The sequence below is a fragment of the Vibrio sp. Vb1166 genome, assembly GCF_033338695.1.
Classification (GTDB): Bacteria; Pseudomonadota; Gammaproteobacteria; order Enterobacterales; family Vibrionaceae; genus Vibrio; species Vibrio alginolyticus.
Genome location: NZ_JAWOTE010000006.1, coordinates 204,935 through 224,794, shown reverse-complemented (window position 1 = coordinate 224,794; position 19,860 = coordinate 204,935). Strand labels below are relative to the sequence as shown.

Sequence of the window (19,860 nt, the reverse complement as noted above, 5' to 3'; positions counted from 1 at the left end):
GCGATTGATCATGGTGTAGGTCAAGATGAGCTGGTGACTAACGTATTGGTTGAAAGCATTCAAAGTGATGCTGACGGTACACAAGAGACGGTTGTGGCACCGTTAACGATTACTATTTATGACTCTGATCCGGTGATTAGAGATGACACATACTCAGTCGCAGAAGATCAAACAATTACGGGCAATCTACTTGAAAATGATATTGATCTTGATGGAACACTTTATGTGAAATTTGTAGAGGCTGGCGGGGAGCAGAAGTCAATTCTAGAGGGGGGATCCGTAAGTTTTAGTTTAGAAAAAGGCGAATTAACCGTATTTTCTGATGGCTCTTGGCAGTTTGATGCAGGTCGAAACCTAGATCATTCGGTCGAGCAAAGTGTTTCTTTCAGCTATTTAGCTGCAGATGACTCCCAAGACTATGGCTTGGCTAACGCGACGATTGATATTAGTGATGGACAAGCAGGTTACGTAGGCAATGCGACTATAGACGTAACAGAAGTCCCTTTGGATGGCCCGATATTGAACTCTGAAGGAACTGTTAATATTGTCGCGGGATCTGACAATCCGGATCCGAGTAGTTTGCATTTCGGTGGGTCATCTATTACTAAGTTAGAAGCATTAGGGCTTACAAGCTCAGTCTCTGATAATGAGCTTAGCTACACGTTAAGTTCCAGTGGAAAGCAAATTACAGCATTTGCGAATGGTGTCACTGTATTTACGTTAACGTTGAGTGGCGTTGAGTCGGGTAACGATGTATTAGCTTCAATTTCGCTTACTCTTGAGCACCCTATCGATCAATTCAATAGCAGTGATACGGTCACTTTCCCGTTGACCATTGGTGGCGTAGATTTAGATGCCACACCGCTTGTAGAGAATGAAATTGACTATGTTCTAAAGGATGGCGCAGACCCAACTTTAAATAATTTGAATGGGGTAGAAGTAAAAGAATCTGATCTCGCAAATGGAGGTGTGTTGAGCTCAGGGAATTTTCAAGTTGAGGTTGGCAGTGATTACCTCGAATCTTTGTCGTTCATCGTCTCTGAACAACCCTTGTTGACGAGTGGTGAACAAGTTGTGCTTTATCAAGTCTCTGCGGATGGCAAAACACTTGATGGTTATATTCTTGACGAAGATGGGCAAACTCAGATTCCCATCTTTCAAGCTATCCTCAATGCTTCTTTACCTATTGATGCAAATGGCGACATTACCTACTCCTTTGAGCTTTTTCAGGCTCTCGACCAACAAGAAAATACTGATCCAAACGTACCTCTCGTTGTTACTGCAATGGACTCAGACCAAGATAACACGTCGGTCGTTTTAGACATTAATGTGATAGATAACGACAATGGACAAGCGCTAATCAATAGTGGCAATGTCGAGTTAACCGAAACACCTGTCGATACAAACATTGCTCCTGATGGGGTTTCAGCCATAGCGAATACGGATGTGATAGTTACGTCATCATTCGATCCGATTGTGTATCTGGGTGTTGACATAAATGATGGAGATACTGTCAAAACTACGCTTGGTGATGCTGTTACTTATAACGGAGAGGCTGTCACTTGGTACGATAACAATGATGGAAGCTTTGACGCAATTTCAGACACTGGAGACGTTGTATTTAGGGTCACGTTACCTAGTGACTTCTCTTTGCCATCAAATGATACGTCTACCGTTAATGTAACTGTAGAGCTTTATCACTCGCTTGACCATGTTTTAGGTGATGGGACGCAATTGTCGATCTCTATGCCCATCGTGGCGAGAGATTCTGATGGAAGCGAGATCTCTACGGAGTCCAACATACTGGTCTATGATGGCTTGTTTCCGGAACTAGTAATTACAGAGGGAATCACAGTCAATGAAAGCGGGTTGAATGATGATTCGCTTGATTCTGGCATCGAGGGCTCGTCACCATCCATTACGCTATTACAAGGTTCAGACTCTATCGCCAGTGTGAGCGTGAATATCGATATGTTCAATGCGCTCGGCTATAAAACAAGTAGTGGTAGCCTGGTTTCGCTTGATTCACCGGACTCGAATGGTTGGTTATATGCAAGAGATGAAAGTGAGCAAGACGTCTTTAGAATTAGATTTAATACCGATGGGACTGTCGAGTTTGATCTATACCGTGCACTTGAACACGATGAACCTGACGATGTTCCAGCGGACGAGAACACATTAGAACTCAGTTTTTCAATTTATGCCGTTGATAAGGATGGCGACCAGTCTGAAGCTGAGACATATACCGTAAGTGTAGTGGATGATATCCCCGAAGACACAAGCTCACCAATAGAAATTGAACTTACCGAGGGGGATGAGTTTTCGGGAAACTGGTTTAGCAATAATGCTGACTTAATCAGTTCAGATGGCACGTTGATTTCAAGTTTGACCTATGCAGGTGAAACATACGATACGGCGAGTTCGGTATTTAGCAATGATGCTTGGACCATCGATTTAATCAATAGTAGTGATGGTAACTTAAAATATGGAACGCTGACTATTGCTCAAGATGGGACATTTACGCTAACTACCGAGCTTATTGTTAATACGCCTGTAGGTGGTTTGCTTGATGATCTAACGATAACTGTGACGGATGCAGACGGTGACCAAGCAAGCAGTGAAGCTCAATTAATTCTTGATGATGCTAGGGGCTTTATTCGAACTGTTAATGTAGATACGTTAGAAGATAATGGCGCGAATAACAGTGGAGACCCCACGCCAGTCGCGTTACCGATTAGAGTTTCTCCTGGGGATACGGAGAATAATGAGCGTGTTGAAGCGATAAGGATCTCTGTTGAATCTCTACAAGGAGGGGCTCTGTTTTTAGACGGAGTGCGCCTTGAAGATGATGATAATGACGGATTTATTAGTCTTTCTGGTACAGAGCTAATGGGGGTGGGTATATTCACCGTTCCAAATGGTGATCTCACTTATCAACCAGCGCTAAACCTGTCGGGCAACACTATCAAAGTTTCGTTAGCAGTGTCTGCATTAATCGTATCTGATGTCGAACCAGATGGTTTTGTATTACAAGGCAATAACACGTTAAATGTTAACGTTTTACCGGTTGCAGATTTGCCAGAGTGGTCTAATGATTCGGACTTTTCTTATCAAAGTGTTGAAGATTCCGCTGAATCACTTTCACTCAATATTGTCGCTGAAAAGTTTGACCAAGACGGTTCTGAAACGCTCCACTACCAAATTTCGAATATTCCAGATGGACTTATATTAACACTTAACGGAAGTGCTATTGAGGAAGGGAAAGCGTATAGCCAATCCGAGTTAGATCAAATTGAAATCACATCTAACGAAAACTTAGCCGGAAGATTTACTTTTGATGTAACGGCAGTAACGACTGAGTCGGGTAGTGTGTTTGCCGATGAGCAAGATAAAACAGCGGAGATCACTGAGCAAGTAGTTATCGATATATCTCCAGATGCCGATGTGCCTACGCTGACCGTTAAAAACATTCAGGGGCTTGAAGACCAAGCGATTGACTTAAAAGAGTACATCCTAGGGCGGCTCACTGACACAGATGGCTCGGAGTCTCTGTCTTATCGCATAGAAGTTCAAGATGGTTGGACATTGCCTGTCGGAGCTGGGATCACGCTTATCGGTATTAATACCTACCTAGTGACCTCCAATGCTCTAGCCAATTCAGAGGCGTTACTTCAACCAAAATCGGATATCAGCTCATTTACTGAATCTCTATCCCTTCAAGTAACCGCCATTTCAACAGAGTCGACTATTGATGGCTTAGCACCTCTTAATGAAACCGCCGAGAGCCAATTTGCAACCATTGATATTAAGCTAAAAGGCGTGGTCGATGAACCAATTGTCCTAGATGGTGGACAGGGGAATTGGCAATATGATCAAGCGACTAAAGTAATTAGTAATCTCTCTACGTTAGACGAAGATAACCTGATACAACTGGATTTTATCATCCAGACATCAGACGACGATCTATCAGAAGAAATTAATATCTTGCTTCAGAACATCCCTTTGGGAACACAACTGACAGATGTAAATGGTGACCCTATTGTTCTTCCAATTGCTTACGTGGACCCAATAACGGGGCCAGTTTATCAGGTCTCGAACGCTGTTCTTGAAAACACTTACCTCAAAACAGAGCAAGATTTTAGTGGAACACTGAGCATGGATGTTATCGTCGTTTCAACAGAGCCGGATGGTGATTCTGCTGAAACCCCTCTTAAAGTGGAAATGGAAATATCACCTATTGTTGATCAAACTGACGGTCAAGAATTACAAAGCAATGGTGTTGAGGACAATTTCATCACACTAAATCTTGAGCCTGTCGTTAATCAAGATATAGATTCTAGTGAGTCCTTGACAGGATACACCATTGTATCCATTCCAGATGGCTTAACACTTTACTTTGATGGTAATGCAGTAGAGGAAAGTAATTTACCGTTAGAACTCAATGAACTACTCGATGGTAGCTCGGCAACATTATCTGAGTTGTTAAACAGTGGACGAATCACTGTAAAAGCTAATGAAGACCTAAGTGGGACATTTAGCCTGGAAGTTCAGTACGAAGTGACAGACACGTCTCCGACGATGGAGACTGATGTAAAGGCAATCAATGGCTCTTTGAGCGTCGTGGTTTCTGGCAAAGTGGATATTGGTAATGAAGATATTGACAAAACACGTTTAGAAGGCGCGACTGAAGTATTCACAAGTACGGATGGGTCTGCTGTTGACGTGAGTGGAGGCATTACATTTACAGAAGCGGATATTGATGGTTCAGAGTATCTCGATTACATCGTTTTACAGATACCGCAGGGTCAAGACCTCATTGTTACTCATCCGAACGGTGCTTCTCAAGATGCCGATGGGAACTGGCTGATTCCAATGGAAGGAATCACAAGTGATAGCGTGTTGGAAACCGCTCAAGATTTGCTTGCTGGCGCATCGATTTATAGCCCATCTAATACAGAGATACTTGATGTGAATGTGTTAGCGTATGTTCGAGATGGAACGGATGCTCAATACATCACAGGTCAGTTCCAAATTCAAATTACTGGCCATGAAGGAGATGGAGACCAGTGTGCTGATCCTGGTGAACCAGGAAGCGTTCAAAGTGGGGATATTGTAGGTAAAGAAGGTGAAGATGTCTCAATTGGGGCGTTTTTAAACCCTGATGTAGCGAGTAGTGATGGTAACTTAGTTTCCTTCTTTGTCGCCGCAGATTCTTTACCTGAAGGAGTCGAGCTTACTGGCGAAGGTGTGATACCTGCTTATGATAATGCGGGCAATCTGTTAGGTTATTCAATTTCTAGCGCTGGATTGTCTTCCTTGACGCTTACTGGCGTGGATGAGGACTTTGCTGGTTGCATTACTTTCAATTTAGAAGTGACAGAAACGGCCCCATGCGATGGTGACTCGAAAACAACCGCTCAGACCATTACGGTACAAATCTCTCCTGTTGTCGATGATATCGCGATAGCACCAAGCCAAGTTACGGTTCAAGAAGATACTATAACCAACCTGAATCTTGCTCTTGTATTGGGCGATAGTGAAGGACCAATGCAGTCCATTACTGGAGAAGGTGACGCAGCGACTGGCCTTGAAAGTGTCAATTGGGTTTCTTTATCGGTGTCTGACGAGAATGCGCGGTTTACGGCCGTGGACCCGAGCCTACTCATTGACAACGGTGATGGAACATGGGTAGTGACAGATGTTACGCGTCTAAACGAAATTCAGTTAATCCCACCTGAAAACTACAGTGGAGAGCTTGTTATTTCCGTTGACGCAAACATTACTGATGAAGTCACGGGAAGTTGTTTAAGTACTGACAGTGCGAAAGATACTAAAACTAAATCAACAGAAGTTACCGTTACCATTGCCCCAGTGGTTGATAAAGCGGTTCTGGAAACAGAAGACGTAGTTGGTGATGAAGATAATTATATTTATTTAGGAAACTTATCTGCATCATTAATCGATCAAGATGGTTCTGAGTCGATGTCTTTGGTCATGACAGGAGTGCCAGACGGAGCCGTGTTGGTTTGGGACAATAATGGGACGTTCGAATTACTCCCTGATAACGGTTCAACGGATGGTGAGAGCAAGGAGTGGCAGCTAACTCAAGCACAACTTGATAAGGTTTACTTTCTACCGCCACTAGATTTTAGTGGGGATATTTCATTAACACTGCAAGCTATTACCCAAGAGTCTGGATCAAACGACTATAACTATACCACTTCTCAGTTCAACGTCGGCGTAAAACCGATTGGCGATGATGTATCGTTGAATACAACCTCTAACACGTTCACTGGAGATGAAGGTGATTCCATTTCGATTGACTTTTTAGCGAGCGGTTTTGAAACAAATAGCAACGAATATATAGAAGTGTCGATGTTGATCAAAGCAAGCTCTGAACCCTCTGCATTGGAAGGCTTAGGTAGGATTCGTATCGGGACTCAATTCTCATCCTTTACCTTCGATGACGCGGGCAATGCCGTGGCGACGGTATTAGTGCGAGCAAATGAAGTGTCAGGTTTGGAGTTCGTTCCGAAGGATGCATTTGGAACGATGGATGTTGCTCTCAATGTTAGAACGTTTGATCAAGCGATAGTGTCAGGGAAACTCGAAACCGATTTTGGAGATGTGCAAAGCACCGATCTAACCATTGTTGTTACCCCTGAAGCTGATGAACCAACACTAACGGCCGATTATCAATCTATTGTGTCTGAAGCGTCTGGGAGTATTCCTTTAGGGTTGAGCATGAATTTAGTCAACCCTGCACCCGAAGAGTTTGGAAGTGTGGAGATTCGCGGATTACCAACAGATCTAGAGTTGAGTCATGGTGAAAGATTGAACGGCTTTTATACTGTTGATCAAGAGGATGTCGCTGATCTTTCCATCGTTGGCGGGTTTAGCGGTGCAAGTGATTTTACGTTGTCGATAAAACCGATTGCAACACTGGGTGCTACAGTCGCAGAAGGTGCTGCTCAGACAGTCAATGTTGCCTTAGTGGAAGAGGGTGACCAAACATTACTTGCGACAGATGCTAATGATTTGCTTATTGGAGGAAGTGGCAGCGATGTATTCGAGTTTGACAGTTCAGGGCTCGGTAACGAGTTAAAGCCCTCGTACGATGTGATCAACGACTTCCAAATATCCGTTATTGGTGATGATAATGACACAATTGATATCGCCTCGATAATCACCGCTACCTCGATAACAGAAGTCGATAATAAGCTCGATTTAACAGAGAATGATGATGGCGTAACGCTTCACATAAAACCAGAAGAGACGGGGACAAAACAACAGATTCTTATGCAGGGCGTCACTCTCGATCAGCTTTACAAAGGTGACTCGACTGGCGTAGCCGAAGAAAATGTCTTACAGAAGATGATTGATGACAACAACTTGCTAGTAGGTGGTATGTCATGAAGCATCACTCATCCTCATCAAGTGAGCTGACTAACGATCCTTGGGGGCATTCGTTAACTTGGTTGATGCGTTATTTTGAGGTTAGACACCATACAAAAAAGGTGCTTTCTGGATTACCTCTTGTTGAGGGTAGATTGGATGTTGACTTATTCATCAGAGCCGCTGAGCGAGCCGATCTTGAACTCACATTAATCGATTTAAAATCCACCGCAATGTTGAGCTTTCCATTGGTGGTAATCAATAGGAAGACGTTACAACCCGCTATTATATCTGAGCGACATAACAGCGATTATCAAGTCACGTTATTTAGTGAAGATCAAGGTGAAACGCAATACGTCACGAGCGAGGAGCTGCATAATCAATTCCAGCCTCAAGCATGGCAAGTTTCTATGCGTCCAGAGCTGGACAAACGGATAAGTTCTATTCAAGCGGATTATAATGAACATTGGCTTTTCGCCGTAGTGAAAGAAATGTCTCCGTGGTATCGAGATCTTTTGATTGCCTCTTTCCTTATCAATACGCTAGCGCTAGTTATTCCGCTTTTCACTATGAACGTTTACGATCGTGTAGTGCCTAATCAAGCTTTCAGTACATTATGGGTTTTGGTCGCTGGTGTCTCCGTCATCATTATTTTTGATTGGCTATTGCGTAAAGCAAGGGGAGTTGTCACTGATACCGCGGGTAAGTACATCGATAACAAGCTTTCTTCGATACTTTTTTCTAAAGTTATGGGGATGAAACTTGAACACCGTCCTGCATCAGTCGGTGCATTCGCTCGACAACTACAAGATTTTGATAGTGTTCGCGATTTTTTTACTTCTGCATCTCTTGTGACCTTAGTTGATCTCCCATTTACGTTGTTATTTTTAGTCTTAATAGGTTGGCTAGGTGGGGCAATGATGTTCATACCTATTGCCGTCATGTTTACCCTGCTGATCCTTGGCTTTGCGGTAAAAGCAAAAATAGAACAATCACATACGGAAAGTGCTGCACTATCCATGAAGCGACAAGCTCACTTGTTTGATTCATTGTCCTCTTTAAAAGAGATTAAGCAAAATAACGCTACGGGAGAAGCACAAAAGCGTTGGGAGCAAACGGTATCCATGCTTTCTGATTGGCAAAATCAATCGCGAAACTATTCGAATATCGTTGCTTACTCCATTCAATCTAGCCAGCAGATAATTACCGTAATGTTACTTGTAACAGGCGTGTACAGAATTTCTGAGGGATTGCTCAGCATGGGGGGGCTCATTGCTATTGTCATGCTGAGCGGTCGTGCTGCAGGGGCGATTAACCAGTTAGCTATGCTGTTACTTCGCTATCAACAGACAAAAACAGCGGTTGAAGGCTTAAATTCTATCATGTCTTTACCTCAGGAGGTGCAACGCAGTCAGGTCATTACGTCTGCCGAATTTACAGGGAATATACGTTTAGAAAACGTGAGCTTCCAATACCCAGATGTTGATATGCCATGTTTGAGAGATATTAATCTTACTATCAAGCAAGGCGAACGCGTTGGCGTTATTGGTAGTGCAGGAGCAGGAAAGTCTACACTCCTTTCTATTATTGCCAATCAACTCAGTACCTTACAGGGTAGCGTTTATTTTGATGACATTGACAGTCAGCTTTGGCCCGCCGAATTGATAAGAGAGAAAACGGGTTGGGTTGGCCAAGATTCGCATCTTATATACGGCAGCATTATGGAAAACATAGTATTAGGACATCATGTTATTGATCAAGAACGATTACGCCGTGCGATAGAATTATCGGGTTTGAACCAGTACATGAGTCGCCTTCCTCATGGTCTAGAAACGCAAGTCGGAGAAGGAGGGCTTTATTTGTCGGGGGGGCAAAGGCAAGCTGTAGCGATTTCAAGAGCTTTTTATCGAAACCCAGCAGCATTAATTTTAGACGAGCCAACCAGTTCCTTAGACCAACCTGCTGAGAATGCGTTGTTTAATGCTCTTAAATCGTTGCCGCACTCGACGACGATGATTATTAGCTCTCATAAACATTCCTTATTATCGCTTTGTGATCGAATTGTTGTGCTTGATAAAGGCGCAATTTTGAGGGAAGGATCGCCCCAAGAAATTTTTGCTAAACAACAGTCTAACGCGAAGACGAACAGAGTACGCGCAGTATCAATTGTACGCGAAGGAGGTCAATGATGAGCACAGTTCGTTGGAGTAATGCTCATTTAGCAAACCGTTCGAGAACGTTGATTTGGTTGTCTGCCGCGTTAGTGCTGAGTGTGATTATTTGGGCCTCGTGGGCGAGGTTAGACGAAGTGGTTGTCGGCGAAGGAAAAGTTGTTCCTACTTTGTCTGTTCAGACGATTCAGAGCTTAGAGGGAGGCATTCTAAAGGAGTTACTTGTCATGCCTGGTGAAAGCGTCACTAAGGGGCAAACCATCGCCATTCTGGATGATACAAGGTTTAAGTCGACCTATTCGGAGACCTCTGAACAAGTTGAATCTTTGCTCGCCAGAAAGCAGAGGCTTCAAATTGAATTAGAAACGGTAAAAGTGAATAGCCTCCAACTGGATTGGAAACAACAAGTGAGTATCGAGCCTCAGCCATTTGATATTTCGATGACCGGCCACTCTGCCTATCTGAATGCCAAAGCAAACTATCTTGAGCGGTTGAGCCAACTGGAGTCTGAGCTGGAGGAGGCTAAATTGCGAATTGAGCAACAATCGCAAGCTTATCTAGATACCTTGAATACCATTCAAACACTAAAAAGCAGTCTGGTTATTGTCTCGAAAGAGCGAGATATGTTGAGAGAGGTGGTTTCTAGTGGCGCGGTGGCTGAAGTGGAATTATTAAAACTGAATAGAGACGTTATAAAGCTCAAAGGAGACATCGCGAGTTCACAAGCTGCTGCCCAAAAGCAAAGGGCTGTGTATTCTGAATCCATCGCAGATTATCGTGGTACTGCGCTTGCTTTTAGGGCAGAGGCACAAGGGCAGCTCAATGAAGTTGTGACGCAACTAGCGCAGCTCAATGAAAGTCGTCAGGCGATTGCGGATCAGTTGAATCGAACGCAGTTACTTTCTCCGGTCGATGGAACCATCAAAGATGTTTTTGTCAGAACCATCGGAGGTGTGGTTAAGCCGGGTGAGCCTATTTTAGAAATAGTCCCTCGTAATAGCACGTTAATCGTTGAAGCGAGAATTTCTCCTCAGAATATCGCCTTCATAAGGCCTGGCCTGCCGGCAACGGTAAAGTTGTCTGCCTATGACTTTGTCATTTACGGAGGCCTAGAAGGAGAAGTGACCTACGTAAGCGCCGATGCACTTCAAAATGAAGAGGGCAATGCCTACTACCGTGCCAACGTTACTTTCAAGGTTGATGATAAGTTTACGATCATCCCGGGAATGCAGGTTGTGGTAGACATTCTTACAGGAGAAAAAACAGTACTGAATTATTGGTTAAAACCTATATTACGTGCGAAAGAGAATTCGCTCAGAGAAAGATAGACATAAGGATATAAGATGCGGCTTAAATCAACGTTATTGGTCTTGTTTGCAGTATCATCGTCGCCAAACGCTTTGACTTTAGAAGAGTCAGTTACGTTATCTCTCGATAGCTCCCCCAGTTTGCTTGCTCGCTATTCTCGCTATGAGTCGATGGTACGAGACCGAAATGCCATAAATGGTTCATTTCTTCCTCAGGTTAATTTGTATGCAGCAGCAGGGTACGAAGGTACTCGATATAACAACGGAAACTACATCGACAGTGAAGATAGAACATTAGAAAGAACGGAGATGGGCGTAAGAATCTCCCAACTGTTATTTGATGGATTTAAAACAAGTGCTGATGTTGATCGCCTATCTTACGAGGCTGAAGCTGAACGCTTAGGCTTATTGGCATCTGCGGAAAATGTCGCATTAGATACTGTCAGAGCGTATGTGGACGTTTTACATGCCCGAGAGTTGATGAAACTGACAGAAAGAAACTTAAGTGAACACCAAGAGATCTACCGTTTCATTCTAGATAAAAAAGAAAAAGGTTTAACCAGCAACTCCGATTTAGCACAGGTTTCTTCGCGTGTCGCGACAACACAGTCATCATTGATTGCCGCCCAAAACAATCTTTCCGATGCTAGAACAAGATTTGTACGTTTAGTTGGTCGAGCGCCGCAAAACTTAGTTGAGCCTGTTTACCCGCAGGAATTGCTTCCGAATAAGCTTGACGAAGCACTTAAACAAGCGGTTAGGTTGCACCCATCCATACAGTCGGCGATGAAAGATTTAGAGGCGGCTCGACATGAAGTAAAAAGAGAAAAGGGGGATTACTACCCAGAGCTCAAGCTTGAGCTGTCAGCCAACAAAACAGACAACGTGGATAATATTGAAGGCATTAACGAAGATGCAAAGGTTATGCTGACGGTCAACTACGATCTTTTTAACGGCTTTTCTACAGACTCCCGAGTGGAGTCATCTGCCTGGCGAGTAGAGGAGGCGAGGGCTATTCGAGCAAATGCAGAACTAGATGCGAATGAAGGTGTAAGGCTGGCATGGGACGCACATACATTGCTTCAACAGCAAATGGAGTTTTTAAAAGTCAACGTTGATGCGGCGAAAGTAACTGAATTAGGGTACATCCAGCAGTTCAATGTAGGGCGACGCAGTTTGTTAGATGTATTAGATGCCAAAGTTGAAACGTTTGTTGCGAGACGGAACTACACCCGAACAAAGTACGATCATTTGGTTGCCACTTACCGTTTATTCAACTCGATGGGGATTCTGACTTATGCGTTGCGAGTTGAGTATCCAGAGAACTGGAAGGAGAACAATAATGGATAAATTCGCAGTGACGAGTCTTCTAGTTTTCATGTTAGCGGGCTGTGCTGAATCACCGGATACGACGTTGACCACTTACCAGTACAACGACCTTAAAGACAATGATAGTGATGGCGTGATAAACCAACGAGATAACTGCGCAGATACGCCAAAAGGTGTCGTTGTTGACAGTGAAGGTTGTGCGAATTGGGTCAACGACTCGCAGACACACCTGATCAGTTTTTTCTTTGCGATGGATGAGCATCAGGTAACGCCATCTCATGATATGCCGCTAAGCGAGTTGAAAGCACTGCTTCAGAGTAACCCAAATGCGCAAGTCATACTGATAGGAGACACAAGCCCTGAAGCGTCACTCGAATACAACAAAGCGTTGGCAAAGAAAAGGACGGCAGCTATACGAGAATTGCTAGTGAGAAACGGCATTCAAGATAATCGAATTGAAGAGCAAGAGTTTTATCAGAATACGGCATTGACGGTACAACTAAAAAAACGGGAAAGGCGCACAATTGCTGTTGTAAACACGAAAGCTGAAAGTACTGAACAAGCGTGGACTATATTTAGTTCGGACAGCGAGTTGACACCTAATTCGAAGTTGGAGTTGAATTATGAAAATTAAAGTCTTGCCTTTCTTTGCTCTAGCTTCATGTTTGATTTCACCGCTGGCATTTGCTGACTCTGAGGCTCGAACATCGATTTTTGTCGAACCAGAGATACTAGAAACGATAGAAACATTGATAGATGAGCCAAGTGTAAATGTAGCGCTTGCATCTCAGTCTGGTGGTTTTAACGACATGCTAAATGACGGGACCTCTATTGCGATCACATCTAAGAAATGGTCAGATGAAAACATCTCTCGATTTCAACGAGAAAGAGGCCACAGGCCTATACGTTTGTTTTTAATGGCAAACGCTATTGTCGTAATCAATAGTCAAAAGAGTACGGTAGATAGTGTTTCCGTTAGTGAATTGAAACGCTGTGATGCAAATACGTATGCTTTCGGGGAGATGCGTTTAAGTAACCCAGATGTGAGCTCTAATGGTTGTCAATCATCGATTCAAATGCTTGATGAAGACCGATTGAAACGGGCTTTAAGCGACGACTTTTCAGCCAAAGCTTATATGCGATACTCCGATTTTAAATACTCAGAACAGTGGTCGAGCTACAAGGCTCTCTCTGTTCATCATAACGATGACTCATGCTCTTTGAGCACAGATTGCATCTATTCTCTTCGCTATCCATTTTCCGTGGTCTATTACGTTTATATAAATAAACAATTCGACACTAATCAGAAGATCAAAAAATCAAAGCTATTTGAACTCCTTACAACCGACCACAATACACAACAGGTACGAAATGCTGGGTTTATTCCACTACCAAAAGCGCTTATTAAAAGAAATAGAGTGAAGTTAGGGCTAGATGAGCCAGTTGTTTTAAACGGGTATAAATAAACTTCATACGCCTAACTATGTGGGCTGAGTGAACGTACCGTCCTAGGAAGTTTTGCCTTGCTGCTCATTTATCTTTGGTTAACCTTTGGTCAATTGAGTTGGTTGTAAGTGGTTTTGTTGGTAATTTTTCTATTATTGTGGCAAATTCACTTAAAATCACTTAAGTGAATTTAAGTTATGACACAAGAAGAAAGACTCGTAGCACTCAGAGCGAAGCTGGAGCAGCAAAACAAAGTGACGTTGTCTGAAGTTTGTGAGTACTTTGGTATCTCGCGAGATTCAGCTCGTCGAGACTTAGTTAAGTTGAGTCAGCAACCTGGGTTACAAAGAATACGAGGTGGTGTCATGCTTGCGCCGATCTCTTCCCATACCGAGGCATACGCGAGTCGACCCGTGAGTGACGTTAAACATCGACTGGCTCAAGCTGCCGCAGCGTTGTTGGATGAGCGCGACCATCTTATTATTGATACCAGCACCATTTTATCTCTGCTCCCACTCTATGCAGGAAAAGCACATTGTGGAGAAAACAAGCTCAACGTCGTTACTAACAGCATTGATGTGCTGACCGCTGCTGAGACAAACGACACAATGGACGTTTATTTCTTAGGCGGACACTTTGACCCTTATGCCAGAGCAGTTTTAGGGGCGCAAGCAGAGCAGCAAATGCAGCATTATCACGTGAACAAAGCGTTCATTGGCGTGTGTGCATTGTCATCCCGGGGGCTGACAACAAATAGTTTGTTAGAAGCAACAATGAAACAAGCGATGATTGCTCAAGCTCAGCAGGTCATCGTCGTTTGTGAATCCCGAAAAATTGGTAGCGACAATTTCCACCACGTATGTGATTTGTCAAAGATCGACATCATTATTACCGATCATCCTCCTCAATCAGATTTTCAACAACTCCTCGATCACAATGATATTGAATGTATTGTTGTGTCACCGAAATAAGGAATCTTAGAATGGCTTACGATCCCGTAAAAACCGCTGTGATTGGTTACGGATATTCAGCAAAAACGTTTCATTTACCCTTCATTAAAGCGCTACCAAATTTAACGCTGAGCGCGATAAGCTCGCGTCAACAGGAGGCGGTTCAAAATGATTGGCCAGATGCTAAGTGGTTTTCTGATGCGAATACTTTACTCGATGATAGTGATGCAGAGCTCGTAATCATTACTGCGCCAAATGACGTACATTACGAACTTGCAAAGCGTGCGTTGAACAATGGGAAACACGTCATCGTCGAGAAACCGTTTGTTACTCGTATAGAAGACGGTAATGAACTTATCGCCTTGGCGGAAGAGAAAGGTCTAGTGCTGAGCGTTTTTCACAATAGACGTTGGGATGGAGATTTTCTCACGGTTAAATCTCTTATCGAACAAGGTAAGTTAGGTGATATAAAGCTGTTTGAGTCACACTTTGACCGTTACCGCCCTGAAGTTCGTCAACGATGGCGAGAGCAGGCTCAAGATGGCGGTGGTATTCTATTCGACCTTGCTCCTCATCTTCTCGATCAAGCATTGGTGTTGTTTGGCTTGCCAGATGCGATAGACGCACAATGTCGAATGATGCGTCCGGGCGCGACGACGATTGATTATTACAACTTGATACTTCATTACCCTGAGCATATTGTGCACTTGCATTCAAACTTGTATAGCCCAGAGCCGAATCTCCGCTACAAAGTATTGGGTACGGAAGCTAAATATGAAAAGTTCGGATTAGATCCTCAAGAGGGCTACTTAAAAGAAGGCCGTTTGCCGGAAAACGATGCTTGGTCGGAAGAAGATGAGGTGTTATACGGCGTCCGTTACGACGAAGACGGTGCGCAAACTATCAAAACGGAGAGAGGCGAGTACCAAGCTTACTTTGTTGGTGTGGCAGACGCCATTCGTTTGGGCACTGATAACCCGGTTCCTGCCGCTCAAGCAGTACAGAATATCGCTCTGATTGAGATGGCATTGGAAAGCAGTAAAACGGGTAAAACGATTCAGGTGAAACCATGAGTTTGACGCTTGAACTCGTGGCCCTGCAAGAGCATGAACTTCAGTTGGCGGAATTTAATCACCATATTGCGTGGTCTATCGGCCTCGCTCTAAAAGAAGAGGCTGAAGCTCGCGGCGCGGCTGTTGCTATTGAGGTTTACGGCTTTGGACAAACGCTATTTCAATACGCGATGGCAGGAACCTGCGCTGATCATTTAGATTGGGTCCGTAGGAAGCGAAACTCAGTATTAAGGTATGGCCACAGCTCTTACTATCTTTCTCTGTACAACAAGCAAAAGCAACGTGATTTCGAAAATCAGCCTCATCTCGATGCTCGTGAGTACTGTGCTCATGGTGGCGCGTTCCCAATTCGGCTTTCTGGGTCTGGTTTGGTTGGGGTTGTGACGGTATCGGGTTTACCGCAGTTAGATGATCATCAGCTAGTTGTGGATATATTAAAAACGATGACAGAGACAAAACCCTCTTAAACGCCAAATATGAAAGTAGCACGGTTCTTTATCGTGCTACTGAATTCTCTTTTTAGCTCATAAAGTGTTCTTTAATGTGAGCAAATATTAACATTGATCCCAACTTACTACCTGAAAATCAAATCAATTTCATATAACCTATACGCTCATTCATATAGAAAGCCTTCAAAGTTGGCCATTGGCAATGTCTTTTAGAAGAAAAGAAAAACTCAATCTTAGAAATCTTATTGTCACCCTATGTGTGTTCAGTGTGCTTGTCACTTTGATCAACGCATTCTACTCGATTTATCGTGTTCAAAGGGATCTCATCATCAATAACACGTTAGAATCAAACCGTGTTTACGCCCAAAAAATGTCTGAAATGACAGACTCTTTCATAGAAAGCTCAATGTCGCAGCTAAAATACAGTGCGAACGTGCTAAAAGACAAGATGCATGACGCTCAGCTTCTTGATAAAGAGGCTGAGAGATTAAGAACGCAAACCAAATCATTTAACTCTGTGGTTGTCGTTAATGCAAAAGGGGTTATTATTTCCGTATCACCTGAAACACTTCAGGTGAAAGGTGTAAGGTTAGTGGGTGAAAGAAAACGCCAATCTTTAAACGCTCAAGCACCAGTTGTTACTGAACCATTTATATCGCCCGCTGGAAATTACTTGTTAACCATCTCATACCCTATATTTTCTCAATCTAATGAATATTTAGGTTATATCGGCGGCACTATTTATCTAGAAAAAGAAAATATTCTCGCAGAGTTACTCAGCCAGCACGCATACAAAGATGGTTCTTTCCTTTACGTTGTCGATGAGAGTAACACTCTGATTTATCACCCAGATCAATCGAGGGTTGGTGAAGTAATCGACGATAATGAAGCAATCAAAGCGGTGACGATGGGGCAGAGCGGCAACAAAGAAATTGTTAACTCTCGCGGCGTCGAAATGCTTGCTGGTTATGCGCCAGTAAAGTCATCAGGATGGGGAATTGTTGCTCAGCGCCCGAAATCGATGACGTTATCTGTGCTAGATGAACAGATGTGGAATGTTTTCCTTAAGTCGATTCCAATTGGTTTATTAACTTTGTTGCTAATTTGGTTCTTGTCCCTTCTTATTTCTAGACCACTTTGGCAGTTAGCGGGTGCTGTGCGAGGTGTCGAAGAACATTCATCATCTATCGATGATCTCAAACTGGTTAAGTCTTGGTATTTTGAGGTCTCACATTTGAAGCTTAGTTTTCTTAAAGCATTTGGTATCGTGTCAAAAACCATTGATAAGCTGCAACTGGATACATTAACAGATTCGATGACTGGATTATTGAATCGACGTGGATTAGATAAAGTTCTTGGTTTGTTTAAGCAGGAAAATACCGCGTTCTCTGTTTTGGCGCTAGATATTGACCACTTTAAGAGCGTAAACGATAACTATGGCCATGACGTGGGTGACAACTTACTTAGAGAGTTTGCGCAGTTAATGAAAGACCAAGCTCGCTCTAATGATCACCTGTGTCGTTCTGGCGGTGAAGAGTTTATGATGTTTTTGGAAAAAACAGACGTAAACCACGCTATGGATGTTGCAGAGCGTATTAGACACAACGTGGAACAACATGACTTTCAGGTGGTTGGTAAGGTCACGGTTTCGTTGGGCGTTTCTCACTGGAAAGGCAATGACACACCAATTGAAGCGGTAATGAAAGACGCCGATAATGCACTGTATAAAGCGAAACATAATGGAAGAAATAGAACGGAGTTGGGTGACGACGCACAATAGATATTGCGCTTTATGCTGAACATAAAACGAGCCAGTGACTAATCTTTGCTGTTAATCGCTGGCGTAACCGCTACCAATTGCGCGAAACGGCAAGTTCAGCTCTAATTCTGGAATTTGTTTACCCACCCAAGCCGGAAATGTATTGCTATTTGGCCCTGGAAACAGCGTATATTCTTCAGCCCAAGGGTATTGGTTAATAACACTTTGTATTTTAGGGATAAGCTGGCGGGCCTTTTCACCTTGTATGGAGAGGATCTTTTCTGGTTTTGCACCATACCAATATCGATCTGGCGTCCCAGTTTGGTACTGATATAGAGCGGGTTGTCCGCGATTCACTCTCCAGCCGACTACTTCATACACTGTATATTCGTTCGCATTTTCAGGCTTTATTGCAAACCATGTATGAACGGCAAACCAGCCTCGCCAACCAAACGCGTCTGCGGCGTAAAACTCAATCACAGCATGCTTAACATTGGAAGGATCGGGTGCGATACCCGCAGGTTCTCTGCTAGCGGTACGCCAATCTCCTTGAGTGCATCCACCCAGCATAACCGCGATTGACATGAGCCAAATTTTTACATGGTGAGTAAAGTTGAGAGGGTCTTTCATTTATTGCTCCTAGACCAACCGATGCTGGTAACGCTCTATTGATTTTAGCTATAAAAACGTGGCAAGTCTGATTGTTGAAATCCTCTCCTTATTAAAAGAGAGAGGGAAGTTAGTGCCATAATTCCAGTTCATACGTAATAATAAGGTAAGCCGATTTGTAACATGTGGCATAGACGATGCCGTATTTCTCGATTCATTCGTCTAGTTGCGTATGAAAAAGTAAGAGGTTGTATGTATTCCTTACACGGGCACATTAATTAAAAGCATTAAAAAACATAGGTTTACAGTGGATTTTGACTGATTGAGTGAGTTTGTGACCCTCACATTTGCTTGTTTTGGACGGAATTTTCATCGCTCATCTTTTTGCGCGTTTAGAGTCAGCGTTCAGCTATGGCACAATAGGCGCTCACAGAACAAGTGCTGTTTGGTCATGCAAATAGCAGAAAAATAACTAGAAATAGAATAATTAATGTTTAAATCAAAAAGTATACTCGCATTAAGCATGTTCGCATTTGGCTGTTTTGCCCATCAAGATAGCGAACCAACGTCCGTTGTGCTGAACTATGGTGACTCCTCCATCAGTACTGATATTCAAGCCAATCGAAAATTTCATGTTGTCCGAGACAATGAAAGTGAGCACGTAGAATTTTCCGGCGGAATCATAAAGGAGTATTCCGATTATATTGTGAATGTTCATATCATAAGAAAAAGCAATATACGCAGATCAAGCCGTGAGCTGAATACTACCGTATTGATGAACAGTGATCAGATTGGGAAGCCTTTAGTGATTGGCATTGAAAATGATGAGTTCACTAGTATCACTTTGCGTTAATGCTTAGTATTTATTGAATAGGAATGAGGAAATTGATGCTCTCAATACGCTGTTATCGCACCGAGGATGCCCCAACACTGTGGGCACTCTTTTACCATACTGTGCGAATCATTAATCGTCGCGATTATACGGAATCACAAGTTTCCGCTTGGGCACCATCAGATTTTGACCTCGATGTGTGGCAACGAAAAATGGACGATATTCAACCATACGTCGCGGAGATAGAAGGGCAGGTCGTTGGCTATTGTGATTTGCAAGGTGACGGCTTGATTGATCATTTCTTTTGCCATCATGAATACCAAGGACAAGGTGTTGGTCGTGATTTGATGTCTTTTCTTTTTTCACAGGCGAAAGTACAGGGGATAAAACGACTGTATTCTGAAGTGAGTATTACCGCCCGACCTTTTTACGAGAAAATGGGTTTCACAGTTAAGTCTCGACAACGTGTTGAGGTTAGGGGAGAAACCTTAACTAACTTTATGATGGAAAAGTATATTTAACTTAAATAGTGAGCATTTA

General features: G+C 43.2%; 13 protein-coding genes. 12 read left to right on the top strand and 1 reads right to left on the bottom strand.

Annotated elements, in window-relative coordinates; translation table 11 throughout:
- The first annotated feature begins 33 nt into the window (after nt 1-33).
- The 10 genes from R7E51_RS09395 (at nt 34) to R7E51_RS09350 (ending at nt 17,900) form a co-directional block, all read left to right on the top strand.
- Nucleotides 34-7,416 carry an Ig-like domain-containing protein gene (locus tag R7E51_RS09395; protein WP_318128240.1) on the top strand — a complete coding sequence of 2,461 codons (7,383 nt, stop codon included), beginning with the start codon at nt 34-36 and terminating at the stop codon, nt 7,414-7,416.
- Entirely contained in the window at nt 7,413-9,584 is a 2,172-nt protein-coding gene (locus tag R7E51_RS09390; protein WP_206958027.1) for a type I secretion system permease/ATPase, read from the top strand. The genes R7E51_RS09395 and R7E51_RS09390 overlap by 4 nt, the downstream gene beginning before the upstream one ends.
- Complete coding sequence (locus tag R7E51_RS09385) at nt 9,581-10,894, top strand: HlyD family type I secretion periplasmic adaptor subunit (protein WP_021033865.1); 1,314 nt, start codon at nt 9,581-9,583, stop codon at nt 10,892-10,894. The genes R7E51_RS09390 and R7E51_RS09385 overlap by 4 nt, the downstream gene beginning before the upstream one ends.
- A 15-nt stretch (nt 10,895-10,909) precedes the next feature.
- Nucleotides 10,910-12,223: a TolC family outer membrane protein gene (locus tag R7E51_RS09380; RefSeq protein WP_064368370.1), complete on the top strand. Its 1,314-nt coding sequence runs from the start codon at nt 10,910-10,912 to the stop codon at nt 12,221-12,223.
- On the top strand, nt 12,216-12,836 hold the full coding sequence (locus R7E51_RS09375; protein ID WP_005377755.1) for an OmpA family protein: 621 nt from the start codon (nt 12,216-12,218) through the stop codon (nt 12,834-12,836). The genes R7E51_RS09380 and R7E51_RS09375 overlap by 8 nt, the downstream gene beginning before the upstream one ends.
- On the top strand, nt 12,826-13,668 hold the full coding sequence (locus R7E51_RS09370; protein WP_042522859.1) for a hypothetical protein: 843 nt from the start codon (nt 12,826-12,828) through the stop codon (nt 13,666-13,668). Before R7E51_RS09375 ends, R7E51_RS09370 begins: the two co-directional genes overlap by 11 nt.
- 177 nt (nt 13,669-13,845) lie before the next feature.
- Nucleotides 13,846-14,619, top strand: a complete 774-nt coding sequence (locus R7E51_RS09365; protein ID WP_206958024.1) for a DeoR/GlpR family DNA-binding transcription regulator — start codon at nt 13,846-13,848, stop codon at nt 14,617-14,619.
- An 11-nt stretch (nt 14,620-14,630) separates the two neighbouring features.
- Nucleotides 14,631-15,671 (top strand): oxidoreductase, encoded by a 1,041-nt coding sequence (locus R7E51_RS09360; RefSeq protein WP_042522861.1) that lies wholly within the window; start codon nt 14,631-14,633, stop codon nt 15,669-15,671.
- On the top strand, nt 15,668-16,138 hold the full coding sequence (locus R7E51_RS09355; protein WP_033905228.1) for a heme-degrading domain-containing protein: 471 nt from the start codon (nt 15,668-15,670) through the stop codon (nt 16,136-16,138). Before R7E51_RS09360 ends, R7E51_RS09355 begins: the two co-directional genes overlap by 4 nt.
- A 184-nt stretch (nt 16,139-16,322) precedes the next feature.
- A complete protein-coding gene (locus R7E51_RS09350; RefSeq protein WP_005389121.1) occupies nt 16,323-17,900 on the top strand; it encodes a sensor domain-containing diguanylate cyclase in 1,578 nt (525 codons plus the stop codon).
- A 51-nt stretch (nt 17,901-17,951) separates the two neighbouring features.
- On the opposite strand, the gene R7E51_RS09345 is transcribed toward R7E51_RS09350, so the two are convergent.
- Entirely contained in the window at nt 17,952-18,509 is a 558-nt protein-coding gene (locus R7E51_RS09345) for a DUF3750 domain-containing protein (RefSeq protein ID WP_033905229.1), read from the bottom strand.
- 469 nt (nt 18,510-18,978) lie between these two features.
- Between R7E51_RS09345 and R7E51_RS09340 the strand changes: the two genes are divergently transcribed.
- Complete coding sequence (locus tag R7E51_RS09340; protein ID WP_206958022.1) at nt 18,979-19,341, top strand: hypothetical protein; 363 nt, start codon at nt 18,979-18,981, stop codon at nt 19,339-19,341.
- A gap of 35 nt (nt 19,342-19,376) precedes the next feature.
- Nucleotides 19,377-19,841, top strand: a complete 465-nt coding sequence (locus R7E51_RS09335; protein ID WP_017820619.1) for a GNAT family N-acetyltransferase — start codon at nt 19,377-19,379, stop codon at nt 19,839-19,841.
- Nucleotides 19,842-19,860 lie beyond the last annotated feature (19 nt).

Bases quoted from the DNA above. Each gene is read 5' to 3' on its own strand.
- R7E51_RS09350 (WP_005389121.1), top strand. From the start codon at position 16,323: ATGTCTTTTAGAAGAAAAGAAAAACTCAATCTTAGAAATCTTATTGTC.
- R7E51_RS09340 (WP_206958022.1), top strand. From the start codon at position 18,979: ATGTTTAAATCAAAAAGTATACTCGCATTAAGCATGTTCGCATTTGGC.
- R7E51_RS09365 (WP_206958024.1), top strand. From the start codon at position 13,846: ATGACACAAGAAGAAAGACTCGTAGCACTCAGAGCGAAGCTGGAGCAG.
- R7E51_RS09335 (WP_017820619.1), top strand. From the start codon at position 19,377: ATGCTCTCAATACGCTGTTATCGCACCGAGGATGCCCCAACACTGTGG.
- R7E51_RS09385 (WP_021033865.1), top strand. From the start codon at position 9,581: ATGATGAGCACAGTTCGTTGGAGTAATGCTCATTTAGCAAACCGTTCG.
- R7E51_RS09380 (WP_064368370.1), top strand. From the start codon at position 10,910: ATGCGGCTTAAATCAACGTTATTGGTCTTGTTTGCAGTATCATCGTCG.
- R7E51_RS09375 (WP_005377755.1), top strand. From the start codon at position 12,216: ATGGATAAATTCGCAGTGACGAGTCTTCTAGTTTTCATGTTAGCGGGC.
- R7E51_RS09360 (WP_042522861.1), top strand. From the start codon at position 14,631: ATGGCTTACGATCCCGTAAAAACCGCTGTGATTGGTTACGGATATTCA.
- R7E51_RS09355 (WP_033905228.1), top strand. From the start codon at position 15,668: ATGAGTTTGACGCTTGAACTCGTGGCCCTGCAAGAGCATGAACTTCAG.
- R7E51_RS09370 (WP_042522859.1), top strand. From the start codon at position 12,826: ATGAAAATTAAAGTCTTGCCTTTCTTTGCTCTAGCTTCATGTTTGATT.
- R7E51_RS09345 (WP_033905229.1), bottom strand. From the start codon at position 18,509: ATGAAAGACCCTCTCAACTTTACTCACCATGTAAAAATTTGGCTCATG.
- R7E51_RS09390 (WP_206958027.1), top strand. From the start codon at position 7,413: ATGAAGCATCACTCATCCTCATCAAGTGAGCTGACTAACGATCCTTGG.